Below are 12,929 nucleotides of genomic sequence, written 5' to 3' on the forward strand. Positions count from 1 at the left end.
GAGCGCCTCGCCCTTGACCGCGATCACCAGCCCCGGGTTGGTGCAGAACTGACCGGCCCCCATGGTCAGCGAGCCGACGAAGGCCTCGCCCAGCGCCTTGCCACGGGCCTTGAGCGCCTCGGGCAGCAGGAACACCGGATTGATCGAGCTCATCTCGGCGTACACCGGGATCGGCTCGGGACGCGCCTGGGCGGTCTTCATCAGGGCGGTACCACCGCTGCGCGAGCCGGTGAAGCCCACCGCCTTGATCCGCGCGTCGCTGACCAGGCCCTGGCCGACCTCGCGACCGGAGCCGAACAGCAGCGAGAACACGCCTTCCGGCAGTTCACAGCGAGCCACCGCCTTCTGCAGCGCGCGGCCGACCAGCTCGGAGGTGCCGGGGTGGGCCGAGTGGGCCTTGACCACCACCGGGCAGCCGGCAGCCAGGGCGGATGCGGTGTCGCCGCCGGCCACCGAGAACGCCAGTGGGAAGTTGGAAGCGCCGAACACCGCCACCGGACCCAGGGCGATGTGGCGCTGGCGCAGGTCGACCCGCGGCATCGGTTCACGGTTCGGCAGGGCCGGATCGTGCCGCACGTCGAGCCATTCGCCGGCGCGCACCACCGAGGCGAACAGGCGCAGCTGGCCGCAGGTACGGCCACGCTCGCCCTCAAGACGTGCCTGGGGCAGGCCGGACTCCTGCATGGCCCGCTCGATCAGGGCGTCACCGAGCGCCTCGATCTCGTCGGCGATGGTCTCGAGAAAGGTCGCACGGGCCTCGAGGTCGGTCTCGCGGTAGCTATCGAAGGCCGCCCAGGCCAGTTCGCAGGCACGCTCGACCTCGGCCTTGGAACCTGCTTTGTAGCCAGGCTCGAGGGTCTCGCCGGTGGCCGGGTTGACGGCGTGGATGGGCTCGCCCTTGGCCTCGATGGCCTGGCTGCCGATCAGCTGCTTTCCTTCCAATGAATACATAAAAACTCCTTGAAAATTTGCCTTAAAGCGACTCGATTACCGGCTTTGAAGCTGACACGCGCTTCAGCACATTGCTCAACGGGCGCGTGGTGATATCACACTCGATACGCATTTCATCACCATCTTCAAGGGCAATATCATCACCGAAGCTCAGTACCGCGGCGCCAAAAAAGTGAACATGCAACTGGTTCGGCTGACAAAAGGTTGCATACTTGAAGTGGTGGTATTCAAGGTTACTCACCGAATGACACATGTGCTTTTCACCGCTCATGAAGGGGCGATGCCAAAGCTGTTCGCCACCCCGATGCAATGACACATTTCCCTTGATCTCCTCGGGGAGTTCGCCAACGAAGATCTCGGGACCGATGCTGCAATCGCGCAGTTTTGAATGCGCCAGATACAGGTAGTTCTGTTTTTCCGTCACATGATCGGAAAACTCGTTTGCCAGGGAGAAGCCGACTCTGAAGATGCGGCCTTGGTCATTGACGATGTAAATCCCGGCAAGCTCGGCTTCCTCCCCACCATCCAGGGCGAAGTCCGGCATCGTGATCTCGGCAAAAGGGGCGCGTAGCGTATGACCCGTGCCCTTGTAGAACCATTCAGGCTGCGCACCGACCTCGCCTGCTGCGGGCTTCCCTCCGGCGACACCCAGGTCAAACATGCGCTGAGTATCGGTGGGCTGTGCCGTCTTCGCCTCGACGTTCTCGCCTTCATGCATCTGGCTACGCGGAGCCGCGCTGCCAAGATGGGTCAGACCGGTCCCGGTCAACAGCAGGTTGGCAGGCTCGGGGTGGGTGATCGGTGCGCGAAGACGGCCCTCGCTGATGGCCTTGTCGTAGGACAGGGTGGCATCCGTGCGAAATTCGGACAGCACAGCGTCCAGCTTACGCTCCTGGTTCGCCGCATGAAGCGCAATGGTGTAGAGAGGCTGTGCCAGCAGTTCAAGCTCATCGCCGTTGACGATAGCCGCAACGACCTCGTTACTATCGTTTACCACTTGTACAATATGCATGAATATCTACCTTGTTAATTAATAAACGCAAGGGACAAGCCAGGAATATAAGTAATAACCAGCAGCGCAAGCAGCAGCACCAGGAAGAAGGGAAGCGAGGACCTCAGGAATTGCAAGGTATTCAGCCTGGCGATATTACAGCTCACGAACATCAGCACCCCGAGAGGCGGAGTGATCTGCCCGATCAAGAGATTGAAGATCATGATGACGCCGAAATGGACGAGACTGATATCCAGAGCGTTCAGCAGCGGAATCAAGATCGGAACGAGGACGATGATCACGGCGATGGTTTCCATGAACATGCCGATAACCAGCAACGCAAGGTTAAGCAGCAACAGCACCATCAACGGATCGTCCGTCAGCCCTGTAATCCATGTAACCACCTCCTGCGGCGCTTGCAGAATGCTCAGCGACCAGGCCAAGGGGGCCGAGGCAGCGATAATAATCAGGATGGAAGCAGCTTCACGAGATGTTGAGACAAGCAGCCCGCCCATATCCTTCCAGCTTAATGTCTTGTAGACAAACTTTCCGACGAAGAAGGAATACGCGACAGCGACAGCGGCAACTTCGGTAACCGTAAAGATCCCCATCCGAAAGCCGACGATGATCAGCACGGGCATCAGTAGCGCCCATACCGACTTCTTAAAGTAGCTGGCCACGCGAGAACGTTGGAAGCCTTCATCCTTCGGGTATTGCTTGACGACGCTGATACCGGTGATAAGAAGGGTCAGCAGCAGGGCGATCAGAAGGCCTGGCAAGATGCCCGCAATGAAAAGATCGCCGATGGAGATATTGGCCTGCCAGCCGTACACCACCATCAGGATCGAAGGCGGAATGATCGGCGACAGCGTGGCAGAAGAGGCGGTCAGCGCAACCGAGAACCCCCGATCGTAGCCGTTTCGCTCCATCTGCGGGACCATGACCCGCGTGGTGGCTGCACAGTCGGCAAGAGAAGACCCGGAAATGCCCGCCATCAAGACGCTGGAGAGAACGTTGACGTGGGCGAGCCCGCCTCTCAAGTGGCCTACCAGCGACCGTGTAAAGTCAAAAAGCCGTTCGCTGATGCCACTCTTGTTCATGATGCCGCCGGCGAGCATGAACAGCGGTATTGCCAACAGTGGAAAGGATTCGACCCCGGAAGAAACCCGCTGAGCCAGAACATTCAGCGGAATATCCAGAGAAATAATGGATACGACAGAGGCGCCGAGCATCGCCAGGGCGATCGGCATACCAAGGAGGATCAGGGAAAAAAGTATAGCGAGTATAATAATCAGCATTTCACACCTATACATTTTCCATGTCGGTTTCGAATGCATTGAAAGAGCATTCGACCAAAGCGTTCACCATTAAATGAAAAACACTGAACACAAAGAATATCGGCATCGCATAGGCGAACCAGGCAAGCGAGATCCCCAGAATAGGAGAGGTACTGCTGGCAACCGTCTGACAGTACTCGTATCCGAGGAACGCCATGGCGCCAAGAATCACGATAGAAAGGACGAGCACCAGGGTATGTACCACACTTCTTATGCTTCTCGGCATCGCAGCTACCACCGAATCTACGGTGATATGCTGCTTTTCAGCAAAAGCCACACTGGTTCCGACAAATGTCAGCCAGACAATCAATAGTTTCGACACACTTTCGCTCCATACAAAGGGAGCACCAAGAATGTATCGAAATGCCACCCCCAGTGTGAGAAGCAGTGCCATCACACCGAGGATCACGCCGATGGACACCTTCTCGGTCGCAAGCAGACCGCTGTTCACTTTTACGAGAAAACTAGTCATGTATCACCATTGACCAATCGCCGCCTTGCCCTGCGCGTCAACTCGGCGAGGCAAGGCGGGAGGTAGCAGTAGTTAGTTGCGATAGTTTTCAATCGCGGTCATGACGCGACGATAGTCTTCTTCACCCCAGCGATCGACCAGGTTTTCCCTGGCTTGCACTGCGGCTTCCTCGAAGGAGGCACGGTCGATATCTTCGATGACGTTGATGTTGCCACCCGCACGAAGCTCTTCGAGCATGGAACCTTCACGCTCGGTCTGCAGCTCGTAGTTCTCCTGGGCAAGCTCTTGAACGACCTCTCGGAGAATTTCCTGATGGCTTTCCGACAGTGACTCGAACTTCTGCGAGTTCATCAGGACAACCTGGCTCTGCAGCATGTGCCTGCTCATGACCAGTTGATCCTGAACTTCATAGAACTTGCGGGAATAGATGGTGGGAATCGGATTCTCCTGTCCATCGACAGTCCCCTGCTGGAGCGCCAGGTAGACCTCGCTGAACGGAATCGGGGTGGGTGAGGCGTCGAAGGCTTTTACCATTTCTACCCACGCCGGCGACTCGGGCACGCGCACCTTGAGGCCCTTCATATCTTCGACGCTATGCACCTCATCACCGTTGAAGGTGAGGTTGCGCCAGCCCCAGTACCAGGTCTTTGCCAGAGGTACCAGGGTATGCTGCTCCTTCAGCTCGTCAAAGATCGGCTGATAGGCCTCCCCCTCGAGGATATGCCTTGCTTCATCCCAGCTCTGGAAGATGAAAGGCGCGTTTGAAATCTCCATCGCGGGGAGAAGCGTACTGGCACCGGAGTACCCCGGCACGACAATGTCGATGGAGCCGTTCTTGGACTGCTGGAGCAGCTGTACCTCGGAACCTAGCTGCTCACTCGGGAAGACCTGAACCTTGAGCTCGCCATCGGTCCTTTCTTCTACCCGTTCGCCCAGCTCACCCAGCAGTTCATAGCTAGCTTCACCAGGATTGAAAGTGTGGCCAAGTCGCAGCGTGGTCGCTGCGTGAGCGGTACCAGCGGCAAACACCATGGCGCCTGTTGAAAGCGTAAAGGTTGCAGCGGTCAATAATGCTTTTGCTTGTTTCATCGAGTCACCTGTTGTCGCTGTTTTTTATCGGCCCTGGTGAGGGCGACCGGGCAGCATGCGGGGCCAAAGCTAAAGCAAATGATCATTGCGCGCAATGATCATTTTGTGAGACTATAGTCTAATCGCCACGATTGCCAAAGCTGATAGGCTTTCCGCCAGTTTGTGATTTCTCTTCCAGAGGCCGTCCATGCAGCTAATTAACAACACGCCTGCTGTCATTCGTTTGCATCCCCAGGACAATGTCGGGGTCGCCACTCGTTCCCTGCCGAAAGGTATGCCGATTGACGACGATTCGAACCTGTCCTTGCAGAATATTGACGCGGGCCACAAGGTTGCCTTGAAGGCAATCGCTGCTGGCGACAGCATCACCAAATATGGCCAGGTCATCGGCAACGCCAGCAGTGATATCGCTCAGGGCGAGCATGTGCATACGCACAACGTTTCGATGCTCGAGCGGACCACTTCTCTGGAAGGATTTTCGCCGGCAGCGATGACCAACGCCGACGAGAGCGAGCGGAATTTCAATGGTTATCTACGCTCGGACGGCCAGACGGGAACAAGAAACTATATTGGCATCCTCTCCACGGTGAACTGCTCGGCAACGGTCGCAAAGATGGCCGCAGAACAGCTCAATGCATCCGGAGAGGTCGAAGCCCTGGGCTATGACGGAGTCGTTCCGGTAACCCATGGCTCCGGCTGTGCCATGAATACCGAAACAGAAGGCTTCGCCTTTCTGGAGCGCGTCATCGCAGGCTATGCAAGACACCCGAACTTCGCCTTCGTGTTGATCATTGGACTCGGCTGCGAGACCAATCAGGTCAAGCAATTGGTGGAAAAATCGGGATTGACCGATACATCTCGTCTCTACTACTTCAACATCCAGGATGTTGGTGGCACCAGGGCAAGTATCGAACTGGCGCGCGACAAGATCCTCGATATGGCCCGTAGCCATCCAAGAGCCGAGCGCCAACCCAGCCCTCTCAGCAACCTTACCGTAGCGCTTCAGTGCGGCGGTTCAGACGGCTACTCGGGCATCACCGCGAACCCGGCCCTCGGGCACGCTGCGGACCTCATCGTCAAGCATGGTGGGAGCGTGATCCTCAGCGAAACTCCCGAAATCTATGGCGCCGAGCATCTTCTCCTGGATCGAGCCATCAGCAAGGACGTGGCAAGCAAGCTCCTGGATCGCATCGCCTGGTGGAAGCACTACACAGAGATCAATGGCGCCGAGCTGAATAACAACCCGTCTCCGGGAAACAAGGCCGGAGGTCTGTCGACGATCCTGGAAAAATCGCTGGGTGCCGTCGCCAAGGGCGGATCGACTAGTCTCAACGACGTACTTGAGTATGCCCAGCCACGCACGCAGCCGGGGTTCAATTTCATGGACAGCCCGGGCTACGACCCGGTATCGGTGACAGGGCAGATCGCATCCGGTTCCAATATGGTGTGCTTCACGACGGGGCGGGGTTCGGTATCAGGCTACAAGCCGGCACCGTCCATCAAACTCGCGACAAATACCGCCATGTATGAACGCATGTCCGAAGACATGGATATCAACTGTGGCGTTATCGCTGACGGCATGGCGAGTGTCGAAGAGGTCGGCGAGATGATCTTCGAGCGGATCATCGCGGTCGCATCGGGCGAATCCAGCGCTAGCGAAACCCTGGGGTATGGCAACAATGAGTTCGTCCCGTGGATGGTCGGCGCCGTGACCTAGGCCGCCGCCTTGACTGCAGCGGCCATGGGTCACGGACACCAGCGCAACGAAAGCTTGCCGCGAGTGCCCCCTGCGCGTGACGGCGGTACGCAGCAGGCAGGGGATGCACGTCCAGCCGATGCAGTCCTTAACGCTAGCCGGCCAGGGTATTGCGGGCCCCGGGGGGGCCAAGGCCAAATGGGTCGAGGACAGTCTGTCCGACGACGAAAAGACCGCCCCTGCGAGGCCCGATGCCAGGCCATCAGTCTTACAGCGCTCGGCTTCAGGCCCTTTGGCGCTAGCGGTAGGCAAGCCGACGAACAATGATCTGAGCCAAGCGAATACGGTTTCTTGAAGGGTAGACCCCTCCATTGACACTATCGCCATCTCATCATGGCAAGCTTCAAGCGCAAGGCCGGAAAACCACCACAACAAAAGCTAAAAAGAATTGTTGCGACACGGTATTGGAGAGTCGAGATGGGTACGCTAAAGGATCAGCTCTACCACATATTAACCGAGAGCATGGAAAGCGGTAGCCTCGAAACGGGGCTTGTTCTGCTGGAAAGCAATATTTCCGAGCTTTTCAAGATTAGTCGGTCCCCTGTGCGTCAGACGCTGGAACGGCTTCACAACGAAGGAAAGATCAGCCGCTTTGATGGCAGAGGCTACCTGGTGGGGAGTCAGCCTTCGGACGTTATCAGACGCCAACTCACCGAGAAGGACTTCGCACAATCCAGCGGAAAGATGGCGGTCCGCCGGACCGACTCCTGGCGAAAGTTTGCCGAAGAAATCGAACGCGATATCGTTCTCTGCTCCATGCTAGGTCGTATGGAGCTAAACGAACTAAAACTGGCAAAGTTTCTCGATGTTAGCCGAACCACGACTCAAAAGATTCTACTTCACCTTCAGTCCCTGGGTGTTGTTGAAAACAACAAGTACAGTAGCTGGACAGTGGTACCACTGGATGATGACAGACTGCATCAGCTATACGAGGCTCGACAACAGCTTGAGCCCTTCATGATCGCCCAAGCCACCGAAAAACTGCCCAGTGCCGATATCAAACGCTACATTGACCGGCTCGATAGCGCAGAAAACCAATACCCGAACATCCGGGGAGAGCTTCTCGACGAGCTGGAAAACGACCTGCATCAACATGCCATGATAGCGGGGGGTAACGATGAAATCGTTACCATGCTTCAACGTACCCGCCCCATCCTCTTGATCAGCAAGCACCTTCTCGGGAGCAAGATCGACTTTCCTCAGAGCGATCCCTTCTTTGACGAGCATCGCGAAGTTTTCAGTTTGATGCTTTCGCGGAAGCCGACTCAGGCTCGCCATTCCCTGTTCAAGCATCTCACGGCGTCAGAGTCCAAGGTACAGCATCGTTTGGAGCAGTTTCGCGATAACCCGGAAGTCGATATCCCGGAATATCTTCGCAGCCCCGGCGGATAGAGAAGTCATTGCTGTCGGGGCTTGGCCGACGACGAATTATCTTTGACAAACAGGGTTTACCAATGCCAGGTGCCCTGCCCCCACTCGGCACCTGGCTCTCGCGCACCTGGGGGACCTCCTTGTAGGCTTGCTACCGCCATGCTCCTCCAACCAGGTTCGCCATGCATCGGGTCGTCTTTCTATTCCGGATTTGCATTAACAAAGCCAATTTCTAGACGGCGATGACTCTTGCCTACCCTCCCTTATCGCCGTCATCTTTCTGGCGATCTGAGCCGCTGGTGGCCAACAAGAGTCCACCATTGTGTCTGTCGGCCAGGGTAGAGCAATGGTCCACCGCCAATTGAGACGGCTAGCAACCATCTGTTATTGAATGATTTTATAGTCTTTTCTGCCTCTCTACGGCCTCGCCACGGGTATCTTTTTCTTGGCCGACCCGAGCACTTATCGCCTTTTCTTCCGCGTGAATCCGTGGCTCACAAAAGAGCCCTTTTTCGGCCGGGAACTAAACTAAAGTCTAAAAAACGTTCATTGTACGCAATGAACACAGCGTGCTAGATTCGTTACTCCCTACAATCCATAATTAGACGATCCAGGCATGCCAATGAAAGCCATAATCAACACAAAAACCGTCAAGACCGTCACCGCAACGCTGTTGCTCGCAGCCTCCAGTTCTGCCTTTGCTGCCTATCCGGAAAAGCCCATCACCATCATCGTCCCCTGGGCGGCCGGTGGAGGCACAGACGCCACCGCGCGGACCATTGCCACCGCACTCGAAGAAGAGCTTGGCCAGACGGTCAACGTCGTCAACCGCACAGGCGGCAGCGGCGTCGTCGGTCATAGCGCCATGGCCACGGCTCGCCCCGATGGCTACACGCTGGGCCTGGTGACTGGCGAGCTCAACATGATGCACTGGCAGGGGCTGACCAACCTGACCTACGAAGACTACACCCCGATCGGGCAGATCAACTTCGACTACCCGGGGATTCAGGTCCGCGCAGATGCTCCCTATGAGTCTCTGGAAGACCTGGTAGCAGCCATCCGGGAAGAACCCAAGGGAACCTTCCAGGCATCCGGTACCGGTCTGGGGGGAGTCTGGCACCTGGCCTTCGCCGGTTTCCTGATGGATCAGGGTATGGAAGCTGACCGCGTCACCTGGATTCCCAGTCAGGGCGCCGCACCGGCCATGACCGAACTTGCCGCTGGCGGCCTGGAGATCGTTCCGAGCTCTGTTCCTGAAGCACGTTCGATGATCGAAGCGGGACGTGCCAAGAGCCTGGGTGTGATGGGACCGGAGCGCATCGAGAGCTTCCCTGACGTTCCGACTATCCAGGAGGCGATCGGCAGCGACTATCTTGTCGGCGAATGGCGCGGCATTGCTGGGCCAAAGGGAATGGATCCCGAGGTCGTCGCTACGCTGGAGACCGCACTGGAAGCAGCTTACAACAGCGATACCTATCAGGACTTCATGTCCCAGCAGGGGTTCGGCACCGAGTGGCGTAACGCGGAAGAGTTCGGCCAGCTGATGGTCGAGATGGACGCGGTCTACGGTGAGATCATCGAGAACGTCGGTCTGGGCAAGTAAGGATTGCTAGATGAGAGATTTCATCTTGGGGCTAGCCTTCATGCTGTCGGGCTGCATCGTCATCTATGTAGCCCAACAGTACCCGACGATGGCTAGCCTGCAATTTGGGCCATCTCTGTTTCCCTCCCTCATTGGGGGAGGGTTTCTTATAGGTGGTTTGTTCCTTTCGGTAAAGCAGGTCCCCATTTTAAAGACGCAGTATGCCAGCAACACTCCGGGCAATAACCGGCCGCTTCCTATCCGGTCGCTCCTGGCGTCACTTCTTCCCTGCGTGATGATTATTTTCTATATCCTCACCAGTGAATTCCTGGGCGCAGCGGTTAGCCTCGCCATTGGTATTTTCGTTCTTATGCTTTCCAGGAAGGCTTCGCTTCTTCTATCCCTGGCCGTATCCATACTCGCATCACTAACCATATATTTTATTTTCTCCACCTACCTAATGATTCCCCTTCCCGAAGGGTTGATGAGATTCTGGGGATAAGTCATGGATACCATTCTTCTAGGGTTACAGCTAGTCTTCAATGTCGAGACCTTGCTCGTCATTCTAGCCGCCTCCGTCTTTGGTGTTTTCGTCGGTGCGGTACCAGGTCTTACGGCTACCATGGCGGTTGCCTTGCTGGTACCGATCACCTTTTACATGGATCCGGTTCCGGCTATCGCGGCGATCGTGACCACATCTGCCATGGCGATATTCTCCGGCGACATTCCTGCGACCTATCTGAATATTCCTGGAACACCATCCTCCGCTGCCTATGTAGGTGACTCCCACCTTCTGGCGCGGTCCGGACGGGCCCGGGAAACCCTTGGCGTCAACCTGGTTTGCTCGGTATTTGGTGGAATCTTCGGCACCATTATTCTTGTCTTCGTTTCTCCGTCACTGGCGGAGGTCGCTCTTCAGTTCAGTTCATTTGAGTATTTCTGGCTGGCCTTGCTGGGTTTGAGCTGCTCGATCTTTATCGCTATCGGCTCCAGGGTAAAGGCCTTCCTGTCATTGATGATCGGCCTTCTCTTGTCCACTGTCGGGCTGGACATGATGAGTGGTGCTCCTCGTTTTACCTTCGGCATCCCGGACCTCATGGCCGGGATCAACTTCATACCGGTCATGATCGGCATGTTCGCGCTCAACGAGTTGATGCTCTTCTATGGTTCACGTGGCGATGGTAGAGCAATGCCGTCGCTCTCCAAGGATAGCGTCTTCAGCCAAGTTCCAGGACACCTGAAGGCCTACTGGCCCAACATGTTTCGCGGAGGATCGATCGGTACCCTGATCGGGGCGCTCCCTGGCGCCGGTGCCGACATAGCCGCCTGGATTTCCTACGCCGTGGGCAAAGGTCGCTCAAAGCAAAAGGAGGCATACGGGACGGGCCATATTGAAGGCATTGTCGATGCCAGCTCCGCCAACAACTCTGGCATCAGCGGCGCCTGGGTGCCGGCTTTGGTGTTCGGCATCCCGGGAGACTCCATCACGGCCATCGTCATCGGGGTGCTGTACATGAAGGGCATGAACCCCGGCCCCACCATCTTCATGGATGGCAGTGGGTTGATCTATGCGCTTTTTGTCGTCTTTTTCCTGGCTAACCTGGTGATGCTGCCCATTGGATATGCCGCAATACGGTCGGCAAAAGTATTTATCCTGACGCCAAGGAAGGTACTTATGCCGATTATCCTATGCTTCTGCATCGTTGGCGCATTTTCGATCAACAATTCGATTACCGATGTCTGGATCATGCTTATTATCGGCGCGGTGGCATCGATCCTGGCGAGGTGCGATTTCCCGATGGCGCCTGCCATCCTGGGGCTGGTGTTGGGCACTACCCTGGAAAATAACTTCATGAGCTCCATGCTCAAGAGCAATGGCGACCTGCTGGCCTTCTTTTCACGCCCGATCAGCGCAGGGCTAGGCGCCCTCGTCATTCTGCTGTGGCTCTCGCCGTTGCTGACCATGGCCTACAAGAAGTTCAAGCACGCCAACTCCAACAAGGCACAGGAATTATCATGAGACGCTATACGACACCGTGGTTGGAAGATGTCCTGGTGACACTTTTCAGAGAGGCCGGCGCATCCGAAGAAGTCAGTCGGACGACCAGCAGCATCCTCATCGAGGGGGACCTGCTGGGACACCATACCCATGGGGTAAAACTGGCCAACGGCTACCTCAAGGACTTGAAGTCCGGCCATGCACGTGGTGATGCGTCGCTGCTCGAATCCCGCCAGATCAGCCCTGTGGCGGCGGCCTACGACGGACACTATATCCTCGGCCCTTACCTGGTCCAGAAGGCGCTTGAGCAAAGTGCTGATGCGGCCAGGACGTCGGGGATCGGTATCGTCAGCATCAAGCGATCCCACCACATTGCCTGCCTGGCCTCCTATCTGAAGCCCTTCGTCGACCAGGGTCTGATGCCGATCATCATGACGTCTGACCCGGCGGTAAAGTCGGTGGCGCCATACGGGGGGCTCGAGCCAGTCTACACACCCAACCCGATCGCCATGGGAATCCCGAGCCGAATCCAGCCGATCATGCTGGACGTCAGCATGTCCACCGTCACCAACGGCAGCGTGGCCAAGGCCAAGGCCGAGGGCTCAAGGCTCGATCATCCGGTCATCCTCAGCAACCAGGGGGTCGTCAGCGACAACCCCGCTGACTACTTTACGGACCCTCAGGGCAGCATTCTCCCGCTTGGTGGGCGCGAGTTTGGCCACAAGGGCTTTGCCATGGGATTGATGGTCGAGGCACTGACCTCGGCCCTTGGTGGCTTCGGACGCAAGGACGATCCAAGTGGGTGGGGGGCCTCGGTGACCGTCATGGTGATCGATCCAGCACTATTTGCAGGGAGCAGCGACTTCCTCGACGAAACCGACCACCTGGTCGAAGCCTGTCTGCAAGCCAAGCCCGTTGACCCCGAACGTCCTGTGCGACTGCCAGGCCAATCGGGGCTCAGGCGTCGCACCGAGTTTCTCGATCAGGGCATCCCGCTTCCCGGCGAAGTGGTCGCAGAGCTTCGCAGCGCCATCGAGGATTCGTCATTGAAAGGAACCCTGGACGTTTGAGCCATCAAGGCTCGCTACCAGGCTGCGCCAGGTGCGAATGGATCATGGCGTTGTCCCTCGCCCCGGTATCGCAAATAGCCCGGCTCACATGAGCCGGGCTATGCACGAGAGGCTATTGGCGTCCTGCGGGGGAAGGCTGGACAACCACGCCCAGCCAGCATGTAAGCGCTCACTAGCACGAATTTACACGCCGGTATTGCAGAGCTCAGGCGCTCGTCGTACGCGCCCTAGGCACTGTCCGAAAAGTCGACGAGCGAAGGTTAGACAAGGCAAAAATCGGTGAGAAAGCGCAGTTTACGGGGTGTAAATGA

At 57.0% G+C, this 12,929-nt stretch carries 11 protein-coding genes; 6 read left to right on the top strand and 5 right to left on the bottom strand.

All coding sequences use genetic code 11. The annotated features are described in order from the left end of the window. From C6W88_RS06495 to C6W88_RS06515, 5 genes are all read right to left on the bottom strand, one after another. The coding region (locus tag C6W88_RS06495) for an aldehyde dehydrogenase family protein (RefSeq protein ID WP_146164638.1) at window positions 1–951 on the bottom strand (951 nt) is incomplete at its 3' end. Between the two features lie 22 nt (window positions 952–973). Continuing rightward, a complete protein-coding gene (gene araD1, locus C6W88_RS06500) occupies window positions 974–1,963 on the bottom strand; it encodes an AraD1 family protein (RefSeq protein ID WP_108131919.1) in 990 nt (329 codons plus the stop codon). Window positions 1,964–1,977: 14 nt separating this feature from the next. Next, on the bottom strand, window positions 1,978–3,240 hold the full coding sequence (locus C6W88_RS06505; RefSeq protein WP_181248618.1) for a TRAP transporter large permease: 1,263 nt from the start codon (window positions 3,238–3,240) through the stop codon (window positions 1,978–1,980). Between the two features lie 7 nt (window positions 3,241–3,247). Beyond that, entirely contained in the window at window positions 3,248–3,751 is a 504-nt protein-coding gene (locus tag C6W88_RS06510; RefSeq protein WP_108131920.1) for a TRAP transporter small permease, read from the bottom strand. Between the two features lie 72 nt (window positions 3,752–3,823). Beyond that, complete coding sequence (locus tag C6W88_RS06515) at window positions 3,824–4,840, bottom strand: TRAP transporter substrate-binding protein (protein ID WP_197037081.1); 1,017 nt, start codon at window positions 4,838–4,840, stop codon at window positions 3,824–3,826. Between the two features lie 187 nt (window positions 4,841–5,027). Between C6W88_RS06515 and C6W88_RS06520 the strand changes: the two genes are divergently transcribed. The 6 genes from C6W88_RS06520 (at window position 5,028) to C6W88_RS06545 (ending at window position 12,618) form a co-directional block, all read left to right on the top strand. Next, on the top strand, window positions 5,028–6,557 hold the full coding sequence (locus C6W88_RS06520) for a D-arabinonate dehydratase (RefSeq protein WP_108131922.1): 1,530 nt from the start codon (window positions 5,028–5,030) through the stop codon (window positions 6,555–6,557). 372 nt (window positions 6,558–6,929) lie between these two features. Further along, complete coding sequence (locus C6W88_RS06525; RefSeq protein WP_231498553.1) at window positions 6,930–7,988, top strand: GntR family transcriptional regulator; 1,059 nt, start codon at window positions 6,930–6,932, stop codon at window positions 7,986–7,988. 601 nt (window positions 7,989–8,589) lie between these two features. Then, window positions 8,590–9,570, top strand: a complete 981-nt coding sequence (locus C6W88_RS06530; protein WP_045995210.1) for a tripartite tricarboxylate transporter substrate binding protein — start codon at window positions 8,590–8,592, stop codon at window positions 9,568–9,570. A 10-nt stretch (window positions 9,571–9,580) separates the two neighbouring features. Continuing rightward, a complete protein-coding gene (locus C6W88_RS06535) occupies window positions 9,581–10,051 on the top strand; it encodes a tripartite tricarboxylate transporter TctB family protein (RefSeq protein WP_045995209.1) in 471 nt (156 codons plus the stop codon). Window positions 10,052–10,054: 3 nt separating this feature from the next. Continuing rightward, window positions 10,055–11,569 (top strand): tripartite tricarboxylate transporter permease, encoded by a 1,515-nt coding sequence (locus tag C6W88_RS06540; protein WP_045995208.1) that lies wholly within the window; start codon window positions 10,055–10,057, stop codon window positions 11,567–11,569. Beyond that, window positions 11,566–12,618 carry an Ldh family oxidoreductase gene (locus tag C6W88_RS06545; protein WP_108131924.1) on the top strand — a complete coding sequence of 351 codons (1,053 nt, stop codon included), beginning with the start codon at window positions 11,566–11,568 and terminating at the stop codon, window positions 12,616–12,618. The genes C6W88_RS06540 and C6W88_RS06545 overlap by 4 nt, the downstream gene beginning before the upstream one ends. Window positions 12,619–12,929: the final 311 nt, after the last annotated feature.

The sequence above is a fragment of the Halomonas litopenaei genome (assembly GCF_003045775.1).
Taxonomy (GTDB): Bacteria; Pseudomonadota; Gammaproteobacteria; order Pseudomonadales; family Halomonadaceae; genus Halomonas; species Halomonas litopenaei.